20 protein-coding genes and 2 tRNA genes are annotated in these 21256 nt (G+C 71.5%); 12 read left to right on the top strand and 10 right to left on the bottom strand.

The window, feature by feature from the left end:
* Nucleotides 1-180: 180 nt before the first annotated feature.
* Complete coding sequence (locus tag AC060K_RS12815; protein ID WP_483764311.1) at nucleotides 181-1338, bottom strand: endo-1,4-beta-xylanase; 1158 nt, start codon at nucleotides 1336-1338, stop codon at nucleotides 181-183.
* A gap of 246 nt (nucleotides 1339-1584) precedes the next feature.
* A tRNA-Gly gene (locus AC060K_RS12810) sits at nucleotides 1585-1655 on the bottom strand.
* Nucleotides 1656-1823: 168 nt separating this feature from the next.
* Here AC060K_RS12810 and AC060K_RS12805 point away from each other — a divergent pair.
* Nucleotides 1824-1897 (top strand) — tRNA-Pro (locus tag AC060K_RS12805).
* A 124-nt stretch (nucleotides 1898-2021) separates the two neighbouring features.
* Nucleotides 2022-2438, top strand: coding sequence for a hypothetical protein (locus AC060K_RS12800; protein ID WP_483764310.1), 417 nt, complete (start codon nucleotides 2022-2024; stop codon nucleotides 2436-2438).
* A gap of 147 nt (nucleotides 2439-2585) precedes the next feature.
* Here AC060K_RS12800 and AC060K_RS12795 read toward each other — a convergent pair whose 3' ends face one another.
* From AC060K_RS12795 to AC060K_RS12770, 6 genes are all read right to left on the bottom strand, one after another.
* Complete coding sequence (locus AC060K_RS12795) at nucleotides 2586-3080, bottom strand: GNAT family N-acetyltransferase (RefSeq protein WP_483764309.1); 495 nt, start codon at nucleotides 3078-3080, stop codon at nucleotides 2586-2588.
* 51 nt (nucleotides 3081-3131) lie between these two features.
* Nucleotides 3132-3485 (bottom strand): GntR family transcriptional regulator, encoded by a 354-nt coding sequence (locus AC060K_RS12790; protein ID WP_483764308.1) that lies wholly within the window; start codon nucleotides 3483-3485, stop codon nucleotides 3132-3134.
* Between the two features lie 33 nt (nucleotides 3486-3518).
* Nucleotides 3519-3923 (bottom strand): RidA family protein, encoded by a 405-nt coding sequence (locus AC060K_RS12785; RefSeq protein WP_483764307.1) that lies wholly within the window; start codon nucleotides 3921-3923, stop codon nucleotides 3519-3521.
* 50 nt (nucleotides 3924-3973) lie between these two features.
* The gene (locus AC060K_RS12780) at nucleotides 3974-4927 is read right to left on the bottom strand and encodes an aldo/keto reductase (RefSeq protein ID WP_483764306.1); all 954 of its coding nucleotides are present in this window, start codon (nucleotides 4925-4927) and stop codon (nucleotides 3974-3976) included.
* Nucleotides 4928-5018: 91 nt separating this feature from the next.
* Entirely contained in the window at nucleotides 5019-5882 is an 864-nt protein-coding gene (locus tag AC060K_RS12775) for a carbohydrate kinase family protein (RefSeq protein WP_483764305.1), read from the bottom strand.
* A 133-nt stretch (nucleotides 5883-6015) separates the two neighbouring features.
* Nucleotides 6016-6420, bottom strand: a complete 405-nt coding sequence (locus AC060K_RS12770) for a hypothetical protein (RefSeq protein WP_483764304.1) — start codon at nucleotides 6418-6420, stop codon at nucleotides 6016-6018.
* Nucleotides 6421-6585: 165 nt separating this feature from the next.
* Here AC060K_RS12770 and AC060K_RS12765 point away from each other — a divergent pair, with 165 nt between their 5' ends.
* The 5 genes from AC060K_RS12765 (at nucleotide 6586) to clpX (ending at nucleotide 12132) form a co-directional block, all read left to right on the top strand.
* Nucleotides 6586-7491, top strand: a complete 906-nt coding sequence (locus AC060K_RS12765; RefSeq protein ID WP_483764303.1) for a hypothetical protein — start codon at nucleotides 6586-6588, stop codon at nucleotides 7489-7491.
* Between the two features lie 154 nt (nucleotides 7492-7645).
* Nucleotides 7646-9001, top strand: coding sequence for a trigger factor (tig, locus tag AC060K_RS12760; protein ID WP_483764302.1), 1356 nt, complete (start codon nucleotides 7646-7648; stop codon nucleotides 8999-9001).
* 178 nt (nucleotides 9002-9179) lie between these two features.
* On the top strand, nucleotides 9180-9818 hold the full coding sequence (locus tag AC060K_RS12755; RefSeq protein ID WP_483764301.1) for an ATP-dependent Clp protease proteolytic subunit: 639 nt from the start codon (nucleotides 9180-9182) through the stop codon (nucleotides 9816-9818).
* Between the two features lie 45 nt (nucleotides 9819-9863).
* A complete protein-coding gene (locus AC060K_RS12750; RefSeq protein WP_483764300.1) occupies nucleotides 9864-10589 on the top strand; it encodes an ATP-dependent Clp protease proteolytic subunit in 726 nt (241 codons plus the stop codon).
* Nucleotides 10590-10839: 250 nt separating this feature from the next.
* Nucleotides 10840-12132, top strand: a complete 1293-nt coding sequence (gene clpX, locus AC060K_RS12745; RefSeq protein ID WP_483764299.1) for an ATP-dependent Clp protease ATP-binding subunit ClpX — start codon at nucleotides 10840-10842, stop codon at nucleotides 12130-12132.
* Nucleotides 12133-12220: 88 nt separating this feature from the next.
* Here clpX and AC060K_RS12740 read toward each other — a convergent pair whose 3' ends face one another.
* Nucleotides 12221-14071, bottom strand: coding sequence for an AMP-dependent synthetase/ligase (locus AC060K_RS12740; protein ID WP_483764298.1), 1851 nt, complete (start codon nucleotides 14069-14071; stop codon nucleotides 12221-12223).
* Nucleotides 14072-14223: 152 nt separating this feature from the next.
* Between AC060K_RS12740 and AC060K_RS12735 the strand changes: the two genes are divergently transcribed.
* The gene (locus tag AC060K_RS12735) at nucleotides 14224-14559 is read left to right on the top strand and encodes a chorismate mutase (protein ID WP_483764297.1); all 336 of its coding nucleotides are present in this window, start codon (nucleotides 14224-14226) and stop codon (nucleotides 14557-14559) included.
* Nucleotides 14560-14744: 185 nt separating this feature from the next.
* Entirely contained in the window at nucleotides 14745-15944 is a 1200-nt protein-coding gene (locus AC060K_RS12730) for a baeRF2 domain-containing protein (RefSeq protein ID WP_483764296.1), read from the top strand.
* 128 nt (nucleotides 15945-16072) lie between these two features.
* Here AC060K_RS12730 and valS read toward each other — a convergent pair whose 3' ends face one another.
* Entirely contained in the window at nucleotides 16073-18829 is a 2757-nt protein-coding gene (gene valS / locus AC060K_RS12725; protein ID WP_483764295.1) for a valine--tRNA ligase, read from the bottom strand.
* A 132-nt stretch (nucleotides 18830-18961) separates the two neighbouring features.
* Between valS and AC060K_RS12720 the strand changes: the two genes are divergently transcribed.
* The 3 genes from AC060K_RS12720 to AC060K_RS12710 form a co-directional block, all read left to right on the top strand.
* Complete coding sequence (locus tag AC060K_RS12720; protein WP_483764294.1) at nucleotides 18962-19441, top strand: RrF2 family transcriptional regulator; 480 nt, start codon at nucleotides 18962-18964, stop codon at nucleotides 19439-19441.
* A gap of 91 nt (nucleotides 19442-19532) precedes the next feature.
* Nucleotides 19533-19964, top strand: coding sequence for a carboxymuconolactone decarboxylase family protein (locus tag AC060K_RS12715; RefSeq protein WP_483764293.1), 432 nt, complete (start codon nucleotides 19533-19535; stop codon nucleotides 19962-19964).
* Between the two features lie 10 nt (nucleotides 19965-19974).
* The coding region (locus tag AC060K_RS12710; RefSeq protein ID WP_483765784.1) for an FAD-binding oxidoreductase at nucleotides 19975-21256 on the top strand (1282 nt) is incomplete at its 3' end.

The raw sequence follows: 21256 nt of genomic DNA, 5'->3' as shown, positions 1-21256 counted from the left end.
CGCACTCTAGTAACCGGTTTCCCGACCTGGCAACCCCTACTGCGCATCTCATCGATTCGACGTGAGACAGGAGAGAGCGCAGGCCAGAGATGTCTCTGACCTGCGCTCTCGAACTGCGTCGACGGGCCGGTGGTGCGGTGGCGCGTTGACCCACGCGACGCCGTCAGCCCACTGACCTGGCTACTTGTTCAGGCCCGGCGGCGTGCGCGGGGACTTGCCCGGGGTTGCGTCGGTGAGGCTCTCGAGCAGCGAGTAGTACGCCGGCTTCTTCTCGAACTCCTCGGTCATGATCGTGGCGTAGCCCTCGGGGAAGACGCCCGGCACCCAGGAGCGCGCGTCGTCGAAGCCCCACACCGTGTAGCTCGTGCAGGACGCGACGTTGAGGCACGCCTCGAGCATCTTGTCGTACCGCTCCGCCTGGAGCGTGATCTGCTCGGGGGTCGGCTCGCCGTCCTCGCCGAGCGGCATGCGGACGTCGGCCTCGGTGACGGCCACCTTGAGTCCGAGGGCCGCGAACCGCTCGAAGTTCTCCTGGATGGTCTCGTCGAAGCCGTACTGCAGGCTCAGGTGACCCTGGGCGCCGAAGCCGTGCAGCGGCACGCCGTCGGCCAGCAGCTCCTGCGCCAGGGCGTAGTAGGCGTTGGTCTTGTTGTTGATGCCCTCCGCGTTGTAGTCGTTGAGGAAGAGCACCGCCTCCGGGTCCGCCTCGTGCGCCCAGCGGAAGGCGTCACCGAGGAGACCCACCGGGTCCTCGGAGCACGCCTTGAAGAAGGGGTTCGCCTCGGTGCGCAGGCGCACACCGCCCGCGTCCCAGTCGTCCTGGAAGATCTCGTTCGCCACGTCCCACTCGTAGATCTCGCCGGCGTAGCGGCCGACGACGGTCCGGATGTGGTCCTCGAGGACGTCACGTGCCTCGTCGCAGGTCCAGTCGGCGCTGGCGTCGATCACCCACTGCGAGTTCTGGCTGTGCCAGAGCAGCGTGTGCCCGCGGACCTCCTGGCCGTTGGCCTTCGCGAAGGCGACGACGGCGTCGGCACCCGAGAAGTCGTAGACGTCGGGCTCCGGGTGGATCTCGGCCCACTTCATGTCGTTCTCGGGGGTGAGCGAGTCGAACTCGGCCGCGAGGATGCGCTGGAACTCGGTGGGGTTCTTGGGGTCGTAGTCGAGGAGCTCGCGCTGGCCCCAGACGGCGCTGCCGATCTTGAGATCACGCGGCGTCTCGGAGCGCAGGGTCGGCTCGGCGGGGTTGGCCTGGGCCGCGGGCACCGCGAGCGCGAGGGCGGTGAGGGCCGTCGCCGACAGGGCGGCGAGCCGCCTCAGGGTGGGGGGATGGGACATCGTCGTTCCTTCCGATCGGGTTCCGGCGACGTCGACGTCGCCGAACTGTCCGGGCGGCATCACGTTAACGATATCGATAACGATTTCGCAAGCGGGAGGAGATGTAGGCCACAAGCGGACTAGCCCGCGCGGTCGGAAGGGGCGGGCGATAGAGGGGTGCCGGGTGTCGCCGGGCGGTTCGCGTTCCGGCCGGGGAAAGCGAGAAGCGCAGGCCAGAGGTGCTCTGACCTGCGCTCTCGGGGTGTGAGCGGGCGACGGGAATCGAACCCGCGTAGCCAGTTTGGAAGACTGGGGCTCTACCATTGAGCTACGCCCGCACAGCGTGCCCGACGACGTCCCGCGCACCCTCGCGAGTCGCCTCACCAGGGTGCGGACCCGTCGTGCAGACCGCGGCCATCACCCTAGCAAACCTGGTGGCCTGCGCGTACACGTTGTGCGCGGGGCACTACACTTGCGGCGGTGCACGCCGCCTTCGCGGCAGGCCACGGGCTGTAGCGCAGGTTGGTAGCGCGTCCGCTTTGGGAGCGGAAGGTCGCAGGTTCGAATCCTGTCAGCCCGACCGATGTTTTCCCAGGTCAGAGATGATCAGGGCGGTTCCACGCGCACAGCGGTAGCGTTCGGGGGTGCCGCCCTGTGTCGACGTGTACGTGTGGGTACGGGCCGCCGACCGTGACCGAGCGTCCGTGCTCGCCACGTTCATCGACCGCTACGTCGACACGGAGGCCCCCGGCGATCCGCGCTTCGCCTCGCTCGTGCGCGTCCTCGTCGACGAGCGGCCCGCTCCGGGGGACGCCGACGCCTTGGCCGGCCTCAGGCGAGGCCCCGACACTTCGCAAGCTTTCTCCATCTACCTCCGCGCGCGTGCCCACCACGCGGCGATCGTGACCCTCACCGAAGAGGGTGATCTGGTGCTCGGGCTCTCTCTGGACGACCCTGACGGGGATCCCGAGATCGTGGCTCCGGCCGGTGAGCTGATCGCTGAGCTCGAGCAAGGGTTTCGTGCTGCCGCCGGGATCGCCGGTGTCGAGCTGGCACCTCCTCAGTCGGTCTCGGAGTGGCGGATGGAAGGCTTGGCGCTGCTTCGGCGCGGCGAGCTCTGAGCCGGGCGCGGCTGCTTGATCGGGGGTCGGGTGATCAGCAGCTGGACCTGACGGCGAGGTGACCCCCGTCTGACCGGCAGTTCGTCGGATGATCGGCAGCCCGGGCTGCCGATCATCCGACGAACTGCCGGTCACGGCGGCGAGGAGTCAGAGCTCCCGGTAGTAGTGCACCACCGGCAGCGCGGTGAACCCGCTCGCCTCGTACATCGCTCGGGCTGGCGCGTGCCCGTCGTCGCCGCCGGTCCAGACGTCGGCGTACGAACAGCCGGCGTCGCGCATCAGCTCCAGGGCGGCGTCCAGCAGCCGTCGGCCGACGCCCTGGCGTTGCGCGTCCGGGTCGACGGCGATCATCTCCAGGGCCCCCGCGAGGGTCCCCTCGTCGTCGGGCGTGCCGATGACGACGACGGCGAACCCGACGACCGTGCCGCCCGCGTCCGCCACGATCGTCCGGTCGGCGTGCTGGGCGCAGGTGGTCCGGACTGTCTCCGACTGGCTCTGCCGCCAGTCGGGGTAGGTGAGGCCGTACAGGCGGGAGCCGAGGATCGAGCGCCACGCGCGGAAGGCCGGCTCCCAGGCCCGCAGGGAGAGGTCCACCACGGGCTCGAGGTCAGCGGGGCGAAAGGTGCGAAGCGCGACAGACACGGCCGTGACGGTATCCGCCGCGTGCCCGTCGTTCCACGCATTAAGACCGTGTCAGCGCCGCAGCGCCGCCTCGGCGATCCGCAGCGCCTCGTCCGCGTCGAGGCCGAGCGCGTGGACGGTCGCCGCGTAGGTCGCCGCGGCCCGCTGCGCCTCCGCGCGGGACCGGTCGCCCGCCGCGCTGACGAACGTCCCCTGCCGACCGCGCGTCTCCACGAGGCCGGCGGCCTCGAGCTCCTTGTAGGAGCGTGCGACCGTGTTCACCGCCAGCCCGAGCTCGGCCGCGAGCGCCCGCACCGTCGGCAGCCGGGTCCCGACGGGGAGGGTCCCGTCGCCGACCTGGCGCGCGATGCCCAGGCGTACCTGCTCGAACGGCGGGACGGGGGAGTCGGCGTCGATGGTGATCACGTGGCCCACGGTAGGCCGTCGGCCCGCGTGACGTCAGTCGCGCAGCGCCGCTGTGAGGTCCACCTCGACGAGCTGTCCGGGGAATCCGAGGCAGGTGACGCCGAGGAGGGTGCTCGCGGTGGTGAAGGCGTCGCCCAGGACCGACGCGGTCAGCCGGTCCCACACGGTCGCCAGGTCGGCGCGGTCCGTGGTCACCACGTAGACGACCGAGCGGACGACGTCCGCGGGCGTGGCACCGACGGCGGCCAGGGCCGCCAGCGCGTTGGCGGCGACCTGGTCGGCCTGCGCCGCGAGGTCGCCCGGGCCGACGACGGTGCCCGCCGCGTCGAGCGGGCACTGTCCGGCGAGGTGCGCGGTCCGTCCGGCCTCGACGACGGTGACGTGGTGGTACGTGGGGGTGGCGTGCAGGCCTTCGGGGTGGATCCGCGTGATGGTCATGGCACCACCTTCCCGACGTGACGCGCGTCGTGGCCAGCGGTTATCTGCGCTCAGGCCGCGTCCAGCACCGCCCGGAGGTCGTCGGGCAGCTCGAGGCGCATGGCGTCGAGCGCGGACGCGAGCTGGTCGGGCTTGCTGCCGCCGAGGATGGGCCGGATCGCCGGCGTGGAGCCCGCGAGCCACGCGAGCACCACCTGCCCGCGGGTCGCGCCGAGCTCGGCGGCCACCTTGTCGAGCGCCGCGAGCCGCCGGGTGGTGCCGGGGTGGTCGTGGGCGTCGGGGATCGCCTTGGCGGGGTTGTCGTACGCGCCGCTGAGCAGGGGCGTGTACGCCCAGGTCTCGAGCCCCGCGACGGCGGCGAGGTCCAGGTGCTCGTCGGTCAGCATGCCGAAGCGGTGCCCCTGGCCGGCCGGAAGCTCGAACGGGCGCGGGTGCAGGTAGCTGTACGAGTGCTGCAGCGCCGACCACGGCGCGCGGCCCTGGCGGATCGCGTGCTGACGCGCTCGCTCCACCAGCCAGGCGGGGTGGTTCGACGCCCCGAGGCGATGGGCGAGGCCCTCCTCGACGAGCTCCGCCATGGCGTCCGCCGTCTCCTCGACGGGGACGGCGCGGTCCTCGACGTGCGCCCAGGCCAGGTCCACGTGGTCGGTCCCGAGCCGCCGCAGGCTGCCCTCGAGCTGGGTCCGGATCGCGTCCCGGCTCAGCCCGGTGCCCGACGACGGGTCAGCCGCGTCGACCGGCTCCGCCCCGAACTTCGTGGAGATGAGCACGCGGTCGCGCATGCCGGGCCGGGCGGCCAGCCACCGGCCGAGCACGGCCTCGCTCTGCCCGCCGTAGCCGGTGTCCGAGAGCCAGAAGCTGTAGCAGTCGGCGGTGTCGAGCCAGCGGCCTCCGGCGTCGACGAACTGGTCGAGGAGCGCGAACGACGTGGCCTCGTCGACCAGGGTGCCGAACACCATGGTGCCGAGCACGAGACGTTCTGTCGGAGCAGGGGTCGTGGACATGGTTCCTCCGCGGGGTCTGGGTGTGCTCCCACGCTAGGAGGGCATCGGTCTGGTAGCACGGTCCAATCGGGCGGGCCAGGACCAGACCGATTCAGTCCAGCAGGGGGCTCAGGTGGACCGAGCCCAGCGCCCGCACCGCCTGGCGCGCACCCGCCCGCAGACAGCCCGCCGTCCCCTCGCCCCGGAGGTGCGCCGCGAGGAACCCCGCGAAGAACGCGTCGCCGGCCCCGTTGGTGTCCACCACGTCGGCGGCGTCGGCGGGGCACTCGGACCAGCCGTCCTGCGTCAGCGCCACGGCTCCGCGGGCGCCCAGCGTGCACACCACCGTCGTCGCACCGCGTTCGAGGAGCGAGGTCATGAGCGCGCGGTGGTCCGGCGTGCCGTCGTCGTTCAGGAAGACGAACGAGGCCGCGTCGGCGAAGGGCCGGTGGAACTCGGCCGCGCCGTCGTAGTCGTGGAGGTCGGTCCAGAGCGTGGCGCCGCTCGCACGGGCCGCCGGGAGCGCGTCGAGCCCGGCCTGGCTCAGGTCCAGCACGACGTGCGCGGCGCCGTCGAGCGCGCCCGGCTGCAGCCCGCGCCCGCCGGCCGTCGTCGACAGGTAGACGGAGACGCGCTCGCCGGCGTCGGTCATCAGGTTGAGGTGCTGCTCGGACGGGCCGGGCACCTCCTCGGCGGAGACGGTGAGCCGCCCGGGCGCGGCGTCGCGTGCCCGCCGGAGCGCGTCGGTGATCAGGCTGGCCTCCGGATCCGTCCCGACGGTGGTCGCCAGGGTCGTCGCCACGCCGAGCCCGGCGAGGTGCAGCGCCTTCCCGGCGCTGGTGCCGCCCAGGGTCCGCACCGTCCCGCGGGCGAAGACGGTGTGCGGGCGCGGTTCCGGCAGGCGGTCCAGGCGGACGAGGGTGTTCCAGGACACGGGTCCGACGACGACGACGTCGGAGGTCTGAGAGGTCTCCACGGCGAGAACTCTTCCACCTGGCCGCCCGGGGCCGGCGACCAGGTAGCTGTTCCCCGAATCGCCTCGACCAGGCATGCGTTCCCCTTCTCCGCTGCAGGCGGGGAACAGCTACCTGCTCGCGGGGCCCGGCCGCTCAGCGGGTAGCGGCCGGGCCCGTCCTGGCGACGAGGCCGGCGACCAGAAGCCGCGCCGGGAGCTCGTCGAGCGTGACGACCGGGACGCCGGCTCGGGCGAGCGAGGCGACGTCGTGCGTGCCGTCGTCGTCCGTGGTGAAGCAGACCACCGCGGCACCCGTCGCGCGCAGGCAGGCGACGAGGAGCAGGACGTCGACGTCGGCCGCGGGCGGGAGCTCGACCGCGACGGCCTCGAGGGGGCCGGTCAGGTGCAGCAGCGACCCCACCGTCGTGGCGGTGCCCGCCACGTCGAGCCGCTGCTCGGTGCCCAGGACGGCGGCAGCCCGGGCGGCGGTGACCAGGTCGCGGGCGACGACCCCGACCGTCACGGTGCGCGAGCGTGCTCCGGTGTCGGTCTGCTGCACGGCGCCACCATCCCCTGATCGATACCACACCCGGCGATAGCGAGGTACCTCGCGCGCGTGGTTTCACCTATGGTGATGGCCAACGCTACGGTCGCTATGTCGCACGGCGGTCGCACGGACCGGTTGGTGCACGGTTCGCACGATCGGTCGTGGGGGGAGGACGGTTTGCCGGACGGGGCGCACAAGGCTGCGCGGTACCTCGAGGAGCTGCTCACGCAGCCCGGCCCGTACCGTCGCCTCTGGCAGTCGCGGGCCACCAGGCTGCGCGGCACGGAGATCAACCACCGGGCGGTGTGCCGCGTGCTGGCGCCGGTCGTGTGGGCCGAAGGCCTCGAGATCTCGGAGGACTCCCTCAAGGATCGCGTCTCCCGCGCCCTGCGGGGCGACGTCCTCAGCACGCAGACGCTGACGTGGTTCGTGGAGGCGTTCGGCTTCGCCCAGCACGAGACCGAGAAGCTGTGGGCGCTGCTCCTCGGTTCGTCGCCGCGTCGCCGGGTCGTGGCGGGGAGCGCGCGGGCGCCACGAGGGAACCCCGAGCTCAGCGGGATCGAGCGGTACCGGTCGGTGACCGTGCACGAGACGCACCGGGTCGGCGCCGACGGCATCCCCCTGGACCACCGCACGAGCCAGGTCATCGAGGCGCTCGTCGACGGCACGGACCGTTACCTCTTCCGGTTCGACACCACGGACGTGGAGATCCAGGTGCTGCGCGGTGGCACCGCGACCGACCTCTACCGGCTCGACGAGCACTTCCACGCCGTCGACATCCTGCTGCGCCGGCCGCTTGCGTCGGGGGAGACGGCCTCCCTGGAGTACGTCACGTCGTTCCGGTACCCCGAGCCGCCACCCCCGGTGTACCGGCGGGCCGTGTTCCGGCGGCTGGAGAGCCTGCGCATGCAGGTCGAGTTCCACCCCGACCGCGTGCCCGGCCGCGTGTGGTGGGCGGAGTGGGACGACCTGGACGGTGACCCGGTGAGCCGCGAGGAGATCGAGCTCGACGACGAGCTCACCGCGCACCGCTTCCTGTCCGTGACCGAGCGGGCGATCGTCGGGTTCACCTGGGCCTGGTGACACCGTTCGGCGCATCCGGGCGCTGGGCGTACCATGGACGGGTTGCCCGTACGCCTGTCGTACGCACCCACATCCGCGCCGCACCGGTGATCCCGGCCCACGCCGCTACTGCCACGAAGCGTGCGCACCACCGACCATTCTGGAGACCATCGAAGTGAAGAGCGCCGTCGAGACCCTGGACCCCACCAAGGTCAAGCTGACCGTCGAGGTGGAGTACGACGAGCTCAAGCCGAGCATCGACCACGCCTACAAGCACATCGCGGAGCAGGTGAACGTCCCCGGCTTCCGCAAGGGCAAGGTCCCGCCGCGCATCGTCGAGCAGCGTGTCGGCTGGGGCGCCATCATCGAGCACGCCGTGAACGACGGGCTGTCGGGCTTCTACCGCCAGGCCGCGTCCGAGGCGAGCCTGCGCCCGCTCGGCCAGCCCCAGGTCGAGGTCACGGAGATCCCGGCGAAGGCCGGCGAGGGCCAGCTGAAGTTCACGGCCGAGGTCGAGGTGCGCCCGGAGATCGAGATCCCCGAGCTCGCGGGTCTCGACGTGGCCGTGGACTCCACCGCCGTGACCGAGGACGACGTGAACGAGCGCCTCGAGGCGCTGCGTGAGCGCTTCGGCACGCTGGTCGGCGTCGACCGTCCGGCCGCCGAGGGCGACTACGTCGTCATCGACCTCAAGGCCGTCATCGGCGACGAGGAGGTCGACTCCGTGTCCGGCGTCTCCTACCAGATCGGCTCGGGCAACATGCTCGAGGGTCTGGACGAGGCGCTGACCGGCCTGTCGGCCGGCGAGACCACCACGTTCAGCGCGCCCCTGGCCGGGGGCGAGCACGAGGGCAAGGACGCGGACGTCACCGTCACGGCCACCTCGGTCAAGCAGCGTGACCTGCCCGAGGCGGACGACGACTTCGCCCAGCTCGCCTCGGAGTTCGACACGCTGGCCGAGCTGAAGGACGACCTGCGCGCGCAGGTGGCCTCCGCCAAGACGTCGAACCAGGCCGTCCTGGCCCGGGACGCGCTCCTGGAGAAGCTCCTCTCCTCCGTCGAGATCCCCGTCCCGTCGGGCGTGGTCGAGGCCGAGGTGCACCGTCACCTCGAGTCCGAGGGCCGCCTCGAGGACGACGAGCACCGCGCCGAGGTGACCGTCGACGCCACCAAGGCCGTGCAGAACCAGATCCTCCTGGACACCCTGGCCGAGAAGCTCGAGGTCAAGGTGGCCCAGGGCGAGCTCATCGAGTACCTGGTGAGCGCCTCCCGCCAGTACGGCATGGAGCCGGGCGAGTTCATCTCGACCCTGGACCAGAACGGCCAGATCCCGGCCATGGTCGGCGAGGTCGCGCGCTCCAAGGCCCTGGCCGTCGCGCTGCGCCAGGTCGACGTGAAGGACGCCGACGGCAACGTCGTCGACCTGAGCGAGTTCATCGGCTCGGACGAGGACGACAAGGCCGCGGAGGCCCTCGAGGCCGCCGTCGCCGAGGCCTCGGACGCCGCTGAGGCGGAGTCCGCCAAGGCCTGAGCGCCCTGTCTGACAGCCGGACGCCCGCCTTCTCCGGAGGGCGGGCGTCCGCTGTTTTTCGCGCAGGGCAGCGCCGATGCGCTGTCGGCGAAAAGCAGGTGCACCAGGGAGTTCCGGCAGGGCCCTGCACGTTAGGGTCGAGCGAAACACAAAGACTGAACGAGCCTGAACCGAGGAGATGGACGTGAACGATCTGCTGCGGATGGACGCCGGGCCGGTGGCGCGGGCCGATGGGCCTGCCTTCGGACTCAACGACTCCATCTACAACCGGCTCCTCAAGGAGCGCATCATCTGGCTCGGGTCGGAGGTGCGTGACGAGAACGCCAACGCCATCTGCGCGCAGATGATGCTCCTCGCGGCCGAGGACCCCGACAAGGACATCTACCTGTACATCAACTCGCCGGGTGGGTCCATCACGGCGGGCATGGCGATCTACGACACCATGCAGTACATCCAGCCCGACGTCGCGACCGTGGCGATGGGCATGGCGGCGTCGATGGGGCAGTTCCTGCTGTCGTCCGGCGCCAAGGGCAAGCGGTACGCCACGCCCCACGCCCGCGTCATGATGCACCAGCCCTCGGGCGGCATCGGCGGTACGGCGACCGACGTGCGCATCAACGCGCAGCTCATCATGCACATGAAGCAGGTGCTCGCCCAGCTGACGGCCGAGCAGACCGGGCAGCCGCTCGAGAAGATCCTCAAGGACAACGACCGGGACAGCTGGTTCACGGCGCCGGAGGCCCTCGAGTACGGGTTCATCGACCACGTCGTCACCAACGCCTCGTCGGTCGCGGGCGGCGGCGGCACGGGTTCCTGACCGGTACCGGATCGCAGACACACCCAGATCTTCCGAGGAGACACCGTGAGCCCTGAAGCCCAGTTCGTCGCCGCCGCGCAGCGCCTTGCCGGCAACTACGCCCGTCCCGGGAGCGGCTACGGCCTGCCGTTCTCCGGCGGGGCCGCCCCGTCCAGCCGTTACGTGCTGCCCCAGTTCGAGGAGCGCACGGCCTACGGCTTCAAGCGGCAGGACCCGTACACCAAGCTGTTCGAGGACCGCATCATCTTCCTGGGTGTCCAGGTCGACGACGCGTCCGCGGACGACGTGATGGCCCAGCTCCTGGTCCTGGAGAGCCAGGACCCGGACCGCGACATCATCCTGTACATCAACTCGCCCGGTGGTTCGTTCACGGCCATGACGGCGCTGTACGACACGATGATGTTCATCAAGCCGCAGGTGCAGACCGTGTGCCTCGGCCAGGCGGCCTCCGCCGCCGCGGTGCTGCTCGCGGCCGGCCAGCCGGGCAAGCGCCTGGCCCTGCCGAACGCGCGCGTGCTGATCCACCAGCCGGCGATGGAGGGTGGCGGCTACGCCCAGGCGTCCGACATCGAGATTCACGCCAACGAGCTGATCCGCATGCGCGAGTGGCTCGAGGACACGCTGGCGGCTCACTCCGGCCGAACGGTGGAGCAGGTCCGCGACGACATCGAGCGCGACAAGATCCTCACCGCCGCCCAGGCCAAGGACTACGGCCTGGTCGACCAGGTGCTGGAGAGCCGTAAGGCAGCGGTCGCGGTCGCTCCGCGCTGAGCGGGCCGACGGCCCCTCTCCCGGTCGCAGAACGCCGGAGCCCGCCCCCGACGAGGTGGTGTGCTCCGGCGTCCTGCATCCAGGGTGCGGAGATCGCGACAAAGTGCTGTGATGTGGGGGAAAACAGACGTGAGCGACCCACCGGGGCGTCCTACTGACAACGGGCCCGTCGTGGTGTGGAATGGATGGTGGGAACGTCCACCGGCGGCGCGAGCGCATCCGGTCGGGCACTGAGGCGAGGAGACGGGTAGTGGCGCGAATCGGTGACGGCGCGGACCTGCTGAAGTGCAACTTCTGCGGTAAGTCGCAGAAGCAGGTCAAGAAGCTCATCGCCGGCCCAGGCGTGTACATCTGTGACGAGTGCATCGAGCTGTGCAACGAGATCATCGAGGAGGAGCTCAGCGAAGCTGCGGAGCTCGGCCTCACCGACCTCCCCAAGCCGCGCGAGATCTTCGACTTCCTCGAGCAGTACATCATCGGCCAGGACTCGGCGAAGAAGGCCCTGTCCGTGGCCGTCTACAACCATTACAAGCGGATCCAGGCGGGTGAGCTCGCCCGGCCCTCGAGCCCGGGGTCCGACGACGGGGACCACGTCGAGATCGCCAAGTCGAACATCCTGCTCATCGGCCCCACGGGGACGGGCAAGACGTACCTGGCGCAGACCCTGGCGAAGATGCTCAACGTGCCGTTCGCCATTGCCGACGCCACCGCGCTGACCGAGGCGGGCTACGTGGGTGAGGACGTGGAGAACATCCTCCTCAAGCTCATCCAGGCGGCGGACTACGACGTCAAGAAGGCCGAGACGGGCATCATCTACATCGACGAGGTCGACAAGGTGGCTCGCAAGGCGGAGAACCCGTCGATCACCCGTGACGTCTCGGGTGAGGGCGTCCAGCAGGCGCTCCTCAAGATCATCGAGGGCACCACGGCCTCGGTGCCTCCCCAGGGCGGGCGCAAGCACCCGCACCAGGAGTTCATCCAGATCGACACCACGAACGTGCTGTTCATCGTGGCGGGGGCTTTTGCCGGGCTGGACGACATCGTGGCAGCCCGCTCGCGCAAGCGCGGGGTGGGGTTCAGCGCCCCGATGGAGACGGGGGGCACGGAGAACCTCTTCGCCGAGGTCCGGCCCGAGGACCTGCAGAAGTACGGCCTCATCCCCGAGTTCATCGGCCGTCTCCCCGTCATCGCGTCGGTCGCGCCGCTGGACCGTGGTGCGCTCGTGCAGATCCTGACGGAACCCCGCAACGCGCTGGTGAAGCAGTACCAGCGCATGTTCCAGATCGACGGCGTCGACCTGGAGTTCGACGAGGGCGCCGTCGAAGCGATCGCCGAGCAGGCCCTGCTCCGCGGCACCGGCGCGCGCGGTCTGCGCGCCATCATGGAAGAGGTGCTGCAACAGGTCATGTTCGACGTGCCGAGCCGCGACGACGTCGAGCGGGTGGTCATCAACCGCGAGGTCGTGCTGGAGAACGTCAATCCTACCCTCGTGCCGCGCACCAGCCCCGTCCGGGGCCGGCAGCCGCGCGAGAAGAGCGCCTGAGGCGCCGGGCGGAACCGCGAAGCACCAGCTGATCGAAGGAGGCCCCGGGCACCATCGCCCGGGGCCTCCTTCGTGGTCGCGCCTCGGTCTACTGCGAGCCGACGGCGGAGAACGGGCTGGTCGTCGAAGCTGCCGGTCCGCCGGCGTACAGGGCGTCGATGGTCGGGGCGAAGTCGGCGATCACCTTGGCGCGCTTCACCTTGATCGACGGCGTGAGGTAGCCGTTCGCCTCCGTGAAGTCACCCTCCAGCACGGCGATCTTGCGGATCGACTCCGCCTTGGAGACGGCCTGGTTGGCGTGGTTCACGGCCTGGTCGAGCGCCGCGAGGACGGTGGGGTGCATGCGGGCCTCTGCGACGGAGAGCGGCGGCAGCCCGTTGGTGGCGCACCAGCCGGGCAGCATCTCGGCGTCGAGCGTCACGAGCGCGCCGATGAACGGGCGCTGGTCGCCGACCACGACGACCTGGCTGACGATCGGGTGCGCCCGGAGCCGGTCCTCGAGCTGGGCGGGCGCCACGTTCTTGCCGCCTGCCGTGACGATGATCTCCTTCTTGCGGCCCGTGATCCGCAGGTTGCCCCGCTCGTCCAGGCTGCCGAGGTCACCGGTCCGGAACCAGCCGCCGTCGAGCACCTCGGCCGTGAGCTCCGGCTGGTTGAGGTACCCGTGGAAGATGTGCGGGCCTGCGAGCAGGATCTCCCCGTCGTCGGCGAGCCGGACGGCCGTGCCGAAGAACGCCGGGCCCACGGTGCCCATGGCGACCCGGCCGGGCAGGTTCACCGCGGTGGGCGCCGTCGTCTCGGTGAGCCCGTAGCCTTCGAGGATCGTCACGCCGACGCCGCGGAAGAAGTGGCCCAGGCGCTCGCCGAGCGGGGCGCCACCTGACACCGCCCACCTGAGGTCGCCGCCCAGGGCGGTCCGCAGGTTCGAGAACACCAGGCGGTCGGCGACGCCGTGCTGGGTGCGGAGCCACCAGCCGGGGCCCGAGGCGGAGTCGAGCGCCCGGGAGTAGTCGCCCGCCACGCGGGCGGCCCACGTGAAGATGCGGTTCTTCACGCCGGAGCCGGCCTTCTGCTCGGCGCTGTTGTAGACCTTCTCGAAGACGCGGGGGACGGCCAGCAGGAACGTCGGCCGGAACGACCCCAGGTCGGGCACCAGGTTCTTGACGTCGGGGGAGTGGCCCAGCACTGCGCTGCCGCCGATGACGGCAACCTCGACGAAGCGCGCGAACACGTGCGCGAGCGGTAGGAAGAGCAGCGTGCGCGCGCCCGGCGTGCCCAGCAGCTCGGGGATCCCGGAGGCGGCGTTCATCGTCAGGTGCGCGAAGTTGCCGTGCGACAGGACGGCGCCCTTGGGGCGGCCCGTGGAACCGGACGTGTAGATGATGGTGGCGATGTCGTCACGGCGGACGGCGTCGCGCCGTTCGGAGACGGCCATGGGCGACAGGTGGGTGCCGCGGTCTCGCAGGTTCGTCAGCGCGCCGTCGTCGATGAGCATGACGTCCTCGAGCATGGGCAGGCCGTGCCGCCACGCCTGGTTCACCACCTCGGCGTGCTGGGCGGTCTCGACGAACGCCAGGCGGACGCCCGCGTCGCCCAGGATCCAGTGCACCTGCTCGGCCGACGACGTCTCGTACACCGGCACGGGGATGCCGCCGACAGCCCAGATCGCGAAGTCGAGCAGCGTCCACTCGTAGCGGGTGCGGGACATGATCGCGATGCGGTCGCCCGGGTTCACGCCGCGGGCGACGAGCCCACGGGCGAGGCCGAACACCTCTTCCTCGAAGGCACGGGCCGTGACGGGGACCCACGGGCCGGTCGGGCTGTCCCGGCGCTCGATGAGGACCTGCTCACCAGACCTGGCGACACGTTCCCGCAGGATCGTGTTGATGCTGGTGCTCTCAGGCACCTCCACGAGGGCCGGCGAGGAGGCGAAGGTCATGTGGATGGTCTCCCGTGGTGTCGTACGTCCGTTGTACGGCGCCCTGCGGCGATGAGCCGGTCCCCTGCGCGCCAGTGAGGACTGTACCCCGGACGATGGTGTCCTCCTGGAATCCGGCGGCCGCCCAGGGTCGGCCGGGATAGCCTCGTGACATGACCAACCCCGGCACCGTGCCGCCCGCGATCCACCGTCTGCGTGCCAGCATCGACAACATCGACGCCGCGCTGATGCACCTCCTCGCCGAGCGTTTCAAGCTCACGCGCGAGGTCGGCGAGCTCAAGGCGGTCGGGGGTCTCCCGCCGGCCGACCCGGCCCGTGACCAGCAGCAGATCGACCGCCTGACGCGCATCGCGGCGGACGCGGGCCTCGACCCGGAGTTCGCCGTCCAGTTCCGCCAGTTCATCGTGAGCGAGGTCATCCGCCACCACGAGCGGATCGCGCGCGAGCACGCGGACGGAAACCTCCCACAGCTGGACACCTATGCATGAAGAGAATGAGTGCCTGGGTGCGCGTCGCGATGGCGGCTTTACCTGTGTGAGGCGAGTCACGGTCGTCGGGCAATGGATCTCCCACGAACCCTCACGCCCAGGGGTGGCGGCGTACCCCGATCCGACCGACCCTGGAGGGACACCCCGGGGCCGGTGGTCCCGGTGGAAGCAGACCGGAGGTGCGTATGAAGATCGACTGGCTGCACCCGCTCCTCGGCCATCCCGGCCCGTTCGCGACCCTCTTCCTGGACGCCACGCCGGCGGCCGAGGCGGGGGACCGCGACGTTGCCAACAGGTGGCGAGCGGTGCGCAAGTCCCTCGCCCAGCAGGGCGCACCCGAGGGCGTCCTCGACGCCATCGAGGAGGTGGTGCTGCGGCCGCTGTGGCCGCGGGGCCTCCACGGCAGGGTCGTCATCGCCGACGACACCGGCGTTCTCGTGGACCGGCCGGTGAAGAGCCCGCCGGCCGTCGCGTCGGGCAGCTGGGGGCCGGTACCGGCCCTCCTCCAGGCGGCTCTCGCCGCCGACGAGTCCGTCGAGCTGCTGTGCGTCGCCGTCGACCGGCAGGGCGCAGACTTCCTGCGGTCCGGCGTGGCGGGCAAGGAGCGCTGGTCGTACGAGGCGCCGCACGACGAGATCAACAAGACCAGCTCCACCGGCTCCAGCCGTTCGAACATCGAGGCGCGTGCCGAGGACTCCTGGGAACGCAACGCGGAGGCGATGGCGGCCGAGATCGGCCGTCAGGTCGCCGAGAGCAAGCCCGAGCTGGTGATCCTCACCGGTGACGTGCGCGCCGTACCGCTCGTCCGGGCGGAGCTGGCCCGGCCCGTGGCCGACCGCGTGGTCGAGGTCGCGGGCGGAGGCCGCAACGGCGGCGTGCGCGCCGCGTCCTTCGACGAGCACGTGGAGGACGCCCTCGACAGCTACCGGGAACGGCGGCGGGAGCAGGTGCTCGCCGAGCTGCGGCAGGGCCTCGGCCGTGAGACGGGCGCGGTCACCTCGGTGGACGACGTGGTCGCGGTCCTCGCCCGCGGCCAGGTCAAGGAGCTGGTGCTCGCCGAGGAGCTCGGCAGCGGCGAGCTCGGCGCCGACACCACCGGGAACGGGCGGCTCGACGGACGCACCCTGTGGATCGGGCCGGACCCCCTGCACATCGCGGGCACGCGTGGAGAGCTCGAGGACCTCGGGGTCACCGAGGGGCTCGAGGAGCTGCCGGCCGCGATCGCGCTCGTCCGGGCCGCGATCGGCGAGGATGCGGGGCTGACCTTCGCGCCCGAGGGCTCGGTGGACCTGATCGACGGGGTCGGGGCCACGTTGCGCTGGCACGACGACTCCACGCCGACCGAGGCGCTGCTGTCGATGTCGGGCGACGACCAGCGCCGCTGAGAGCCCTCACGCCGAGACAGTGCGTTCGTCCGACGACGTGACTGTCTCGGCAGCCGGGCCGGATGCACGACGACGCCCGGGTCACCTTCCGTGGGGAAGGCGCCCGGGCGTCGTCGTGCTCGTCGCTGTCAGCCCTTCTTGCGGGCTTCCGGCTCGCCGAGCTCGCTGCTCGTGACCACGATGCCGCCCTGGACGGCGGCGTCGCCCTGGCCCTCGGCCGCCTCGGTGAGTGCGAGCTCACCGGTGACGCGACCGGCAGCCTTGACGTCGTCGATCGCCGCGGTCACCCCGGCGAGCGCCGAGGCCGGCACGGCCAGCGCGGCGCCCAGGATCGGCGTGCGCATCGAGACCTTGGCCTCCGACTTCACCTTGCGCAGCGCCGCGAGTGCGTGGCCGGCGGCCGCGAGGTCACCTGCGTACGCGTCGCCGGCGACGGCGCGGAGGGGCAGCGGGTCCGGCCAGGGGGCGCGGTGGACCGACCCCTCGCGCCACCAGGACCAGACCTCTTCCGTGGCGAAGGGGATGAACGGCGCCAGGAGGCGCAGCATCACGTCGAGCGCGATCGCCAGGGCGGTGCGGGCCGACTCCGTCTCGGGGGAGACCTCGCTCGCCTCTGCCCCGGCGCCGTAGGCGCGGTCCTTGACGAGCTCGAGATAGTCGTCGCAGAACGTCCAGAAGAACGTCTCCGTGACCTCGAGGGCGCGGGTGTGGTCGTACGTCTCCAGCGCCTGCGTGGCCTGCTCCACGACCGCCGCGAGACCGGCGAGCATGGCGCGGTCGAGCGGCTGCGTCACCTTGGCGCCGTCGAGCTCGATGACCGAGCCCGCCCCGCCGCCGAAGGAGAGCGCGAACTTGGACGCGTTGAGCACCTTGATCGCGAGGCGGCGGCCGATCTTCATCTGGCCCACCTCGAAGGCGGCGTCCGTGCCGAGGCGCGCCGCTGCGGCCCAGTAGCGCACCGCGTCGGAACCGTGCTCCACGAGCAGGTCCATGGGCGTCACCACGTTGCCCTTGGACTTGGACATCTTCTTGCGGTCGGGGTCCAGGATCCAGCCGCTGATGGCGGCGTTCTTCCAGGGCAGCACGCCGTTCTCGAGGTGCGCGCGCACCACGGTGGCGAAGAGCCACGTGCGGATGATGTCCTGGCCCTGGGGGCGCAGGTCCATCGGGAAGACGCGTGCGAACAGGTCCTCGTCGCGCTCCCAGCCGCCGACGATCTGCGGCGTGAGCGACGACGTGGCCCACGTGTCCATCACGTCTGCGTCGCCGACGAAGCCGCCGGGCACGCCCCGCTGGTCGTCGGTGTAGCCGGCGGGAGCCTGCGACGTGGGGTCGACCGGGAGCTCAGCCTCCGACGGCACGATCGGGTTGTCGTGGTCCACCTCGCCCGATGGCAGCACCGGGTACCAGAGCGGGATCGCGACGCCGAAGAAGCGCTGGCGGCTGATCAGCCAGTCGCCGTTGAGGCCACCCACCCAGTTCTCGTAACGCACGCGCATGAAGTCGGGGTGGAAGTCGAGCTCCTTGCCGCGGGCCAGGAGCTCCTCGCGGAGGCCGCTGTCGCGGCCGCCGTTCCGGATGTACCACTGGCGCGAGGTCACGATCTCGAGGGGCTTGTCGCCCTTCTCGTAGAAGTTCGCCTTGCGCTGCGTGGCCACGGGCTCGCCGTCCAGGTCGCCCGACTCCCGCAGGGCGTCCACGATCGCGGTACGCGCGGAGAACGTGGTCTTCCCGGCCACCGACTCCTCGAACAGGGCACGGCCGGAGGAGTCGGCAAGCCACTCCGGTGTCTCGGTGGTGATGCGGCCGTCGCGCTGCACCACCGAGCGCGTGGGCAGCTGCAGCTCGCGCCACCACTGCACGTCGGTGAGGTCGCCGAAGGTGCAGCACATCGCGATGCCGGCGCCCTTGTCGGGCTCTGCCGCCGAGTGGGCGAGCACCGGGATCTCCACGCCGAACAGGGGCGACGTCACGGTGGTGCCGAAGAGGTGCTGGTATCGCTCGTCGTCCGGGTGCGCGATGAGGGCCGCCGCCGCCGGGATCAGCTCCGGGCGGGTGGTCTCGATGTAGACCTTCTCGCCGTCAGGACGGTGGAAGGCCACCTTGTGGAAGAAGCCCGGATAGTCGCGCGCCTCGAGCTCCGCCTGCGCCACCGCCGTCTGGAACGTCACGTCCCACAGGCCGGGCGCCTCGGCCTGGTACGCCTCGCCGCGCGAGAGGTTGCGCAGGAAGGCGCGCTGGGCGGTGGCGCGGGAGGTGGCGTCGATGGTCTGGTACGTCTGTGCCCAGTCGACCGACAGGCCGAGACGGCGCCACAGCTCCTCGAAGAGCCGCTCGTCGTCCGCCGTGAGGCGCTCGCACAGCTCGATGAAGTTGCGCCGGCTCACCGGCACCTGGTCGCCCGGCTTGACGTTCTTGCCGTCCGTGCCCTGGTGCGGCGGTTCGAAACCCTCCACGTAGGGGAGCGAGGGGTCGCAGCGCACGCCGAAGTAGTTCTGGACCCGGCGCTCGGTGGGCAGCCCGTTGTCGTCCCAGCCCATCGGGTAGAACACCTCGAGGCCGCGCATGCGCTTGTAGCGCGCCACCACGTCGGTGTGCGTGTAGCTGAAGACGTGGCCCACGTGGAGCGAGCCCGACACCGTGGGCGGCGGGGTGTCGATCGAGAACACCTGCTCGCGGCTCTTGGACCGGTCGAACGCGAAGGTCCTGTCCTGCGTCCAGCGCTCGTCGTAGCGCTCCTCGAGGCCGTCCAGGCTCACCTTCTCGGGTACCTCCCGGACCACCGCACGCACGACGTCGGCACCCGCTACAGAGGGCGCGGGAGGGTTCGTGGCGGAGGTGGTCGTCGGGGCGTCCGCGGGCCCCGGGGAGGTGGGAGTGCTCATGGGTCCAAGTGTCCCAGATCCGCGCAACCTCTCCGGCACCTTTTCCACAGCCTGGAACGGTCTGCCGGAGCATCCGTTGACCGGGCGGAGGAACCCGGATAGTTTGTGTCCAGGTTCGGGGAGGAGGGTGCCATGAAGATGAGCGAGGGCGTCGAGTGGGCGGCGCACGTGTGCATCCTGCTGCACTGGCTCCAGGCCGACGACGCCACCCCCGTGCCCGCCGCCCGCCTCGCGGAGGCCTACGACCTGCCCGCCCCCTACCTCGTCAAGCAGGTCCAGGCGCTCACCCGCGCCGGGATCACCGAGTCGGTCGCCGGGGTGCGGGGCGGGGTCCGGCTGGCGCGCCCCGCCCACGAGATCTCGCTGATGGACGTCGTCAGCGCCGTCGAGGGGCGGGCGGAGGCGTTCGTCTGCACAGAGATCCGGCAGCAGGGCATGAATGCGGACCGCCCCGCCGCCGACTTCCGCGCGCCGTGCGGGATCGCGTACGCCATGCGCCAGGCCGAGCTGGCCTGGCGGCGCCATCTCGCGTCCGTCACCATCGCCGACCTCGCGGACTCGACCCCGCCGAGCGTGCCGCACGACGCGCGGCGGCACTTCTCCCGGGCCTGACCTGCACGAGGCTGCGCACCAGGCGAAGTCCTGGCCGCAGCGCCGTCGAACCAAAACTGGACACCGGATATCCACTATCGAAGGAGTGACAGTGACCCGCACCTCCACCCGCAAGGCCTCCCCGCAGACGTACCGCGCCCTCCTCGCCCTGGACCAGCGCATGGCCGAGTCGCTCGGCGACGAGCTCTACGGGCTCGTCAAGCTCCGGGCCTCCCAGATCAACGGCTGCGCCTACTGCGTCGACCTGCACGCCACCCACCTCGAGCAGGGCGGCCTGCCGAGCCGGACCCTCCACGGGGTCGCCGCCTGGCAGGAGAGCCCGTTCTTCGACGAGGCGCAGCGCGTCGCCCTCGCGTTCACCGAGGCGCTCGCAGGCGGGATCGGGCCGGTCGACGACGACCTCTGGGACGAGGCCGGCCGTCTGCTCGGCGAGGAGCGCCGGGCCGACCTGGTCGTCGCGGTCGGCGTCATCACCACCTGGAACATGTCCGGCATCACGACCCGGCTCCGGCCGGCTGCCTGAGGAGAAGCGCATGACCACCCTCGACACCCTGCGTCCGCGGCTCGCCGGCGCGATCCACCTGCCTGGCGACGACGTCTTCGACGAGCGGCGGCGACCCTGGAACCTCGCCGTCGACCAGCCGGTCGTGGCGGTCGCAGAGCCCGAGAACGCCGACGACGTCGCCGCCCTCGTCCGGCACGCCCGCGCCTCCGGCCTCACCCTGTCCCTCCAGGCGAGCGGTCACGGCGCGTCCGGTGGCACCGACGGCACGGTCCTGGTCCGGACCCACCGCCTCGACGACGTCGAGGTGCGGCCCCGCGAACGCGTCGCGCGTGTCGGCGCAGGTGCGCGCTGGGGCGACGTCCAGGCCGCTGCGGCCCGCCACGGCCTGACCGGGCTGCCCGGCAGCTCGCCGGTCGTCACGGTGGCGGGCTACACGCTGGGCGGCGGCCTGAGCTGGTTCGGGCGGGCGCACGGCTGGGCCGCGGACGCCGTCGTCGCGCTCGACGTGGTGGGGGCCGACGGCGAGCCCCGCCGCGTCACGGCCGACTCCGACCCGGACCTGTTCTGGGCGCTCCGCGGAGGCGGAGGCGACTTTGCCGCTGTCACGAGCCTGGAGCTGCGCCTCCACCCGGCGCCGGAGGTGTTCGGCGGGCGCATGCTGTGGCCTGTCGAGCGGGCAGCCGACGTCCTGGCCGCCTTCCGGCAGGTGGCGACCTCGGCGCCGGACGCGCTGACCGTGTGGTTCGAGCTGCTGAGCTTCCCGGGCGCGGACCCGGTGGTGGCTGTCGACAGCGTGCACCTGGGTGAGGAGGGCGAGGCCCGAGACCTCCTGGCCCCGCTCGACGCCGTGGCCGGGCGGCTCTCCGACACGCGCCGCACCCTGGGCGCGGACGAGCTCGGGTCCATCACCGCCGAGCCCACGGAGCCCGCTGCCGGGCGTTCGCGTACGGAGCTGCTGACGGACCTCGACGACGTCGTGGAGCGGGTCCTGCTCGCCGGCCAGCATGCTCCCCTCCTCGCTGTGCAGGTGCGCCGCCTCGGTGGCGCGCTGGCCCGGCCGTCGGACAGCCCCCACGGTGCGCTGGCCGAGCCGTACGCGCTGTACCTCTTCGGCGTTCCGTTCACGCCGGAGGCCGGTGCTGCCGTCCGGTCCCGGCAGCAGGAGATCGTCACGGCGCTCGGCGACCGGGTGAGCGGCCGCAAGCCGTTCACGTTCCTCGCGCCGGGCGAGTCGGCCGCCGCTGCTTTCGGGCCGGAGGAGCTCGCGAGGCTGCGGGCGATCAAGGCCGAGCGCGACCCACGGGGGGTGT

Source organism: Antribacter sp. NEAU-D49 (genome assembly GCF_057158775.1).
The sequence above is the reverse complement of the archived record's forward strand: the minus strand, read 5'-3'. Positions and strand labels throughout refer to the sequence as shown.

Excerpts from the sequence above, each read along its gene's own strand:
- AC060K_RS12815 (WP_483764311.1), bottom strand. The coding sequence starts at position 1,338 with ATGTCCCATCCCCCCACCCTGAGGCGGCTCGCCGCCCTGTCGGCGACG.
- AC060K_RS12785 (WP_483764307.1), bottom strand. The coding sequence starts at position 3,923 with ATGACCATCACGCGGATCCACCCCGAAGGCCTGCACGCCACCCCCACG.
- AC060K_RS12780 (WP_483764306.1), bottom strand. The coding sequence starts at position 4,927 with ATGTCCACGACCCCTGCTCCGACAGAACGTCTCGTGCTCGGCACCATG.
- AC060K_RS12755 (WP_483764301.1), top strand. The coding sequence starts at position 9,180 with ATGGACGTGAACGATCTGCTGCGGATGGACGCCGGGCCGGTGGCGCGG.
- AC060K_RS12740 (WP_483764298.1), bottom strand. The coding sequence starts at position 14,071 with ATGACCTTCGCCTCCTCGCCGGCCCTCGTGGAGGTGCCTGAGAGCACC.
- AC060K_RS12735 (WP_483764297.1), top strand. The coding sequence starts at position 14,224 with ATGACCAACCCCGGCACCGTGCCGCCCGCGATCCACCGTCTGCGTGCC.
- AC060K_RS12730 (WP_483764296.1), top strand. The coding sequence starts at position 14,745 with ATGAAGATCGACTGGCTGCACCCGCTCCTCGGCCATCCCGGCCCGTTC.
- valS (WP_483764295.1), bottom strand. The coding sequence starts at position 18,829 with ATGAGCACTCCCACCTCCCCGGGGCCCGCGGACGCCCCGACGACCACC.
- AC060K_RS12720 (WP_483764294.1), top strand. The coding sequence starts at position 18,962 with ATGAAGATGAGCGAGGGCGTCGAGTGGGCGGCGCACGTGTGCATCCTG.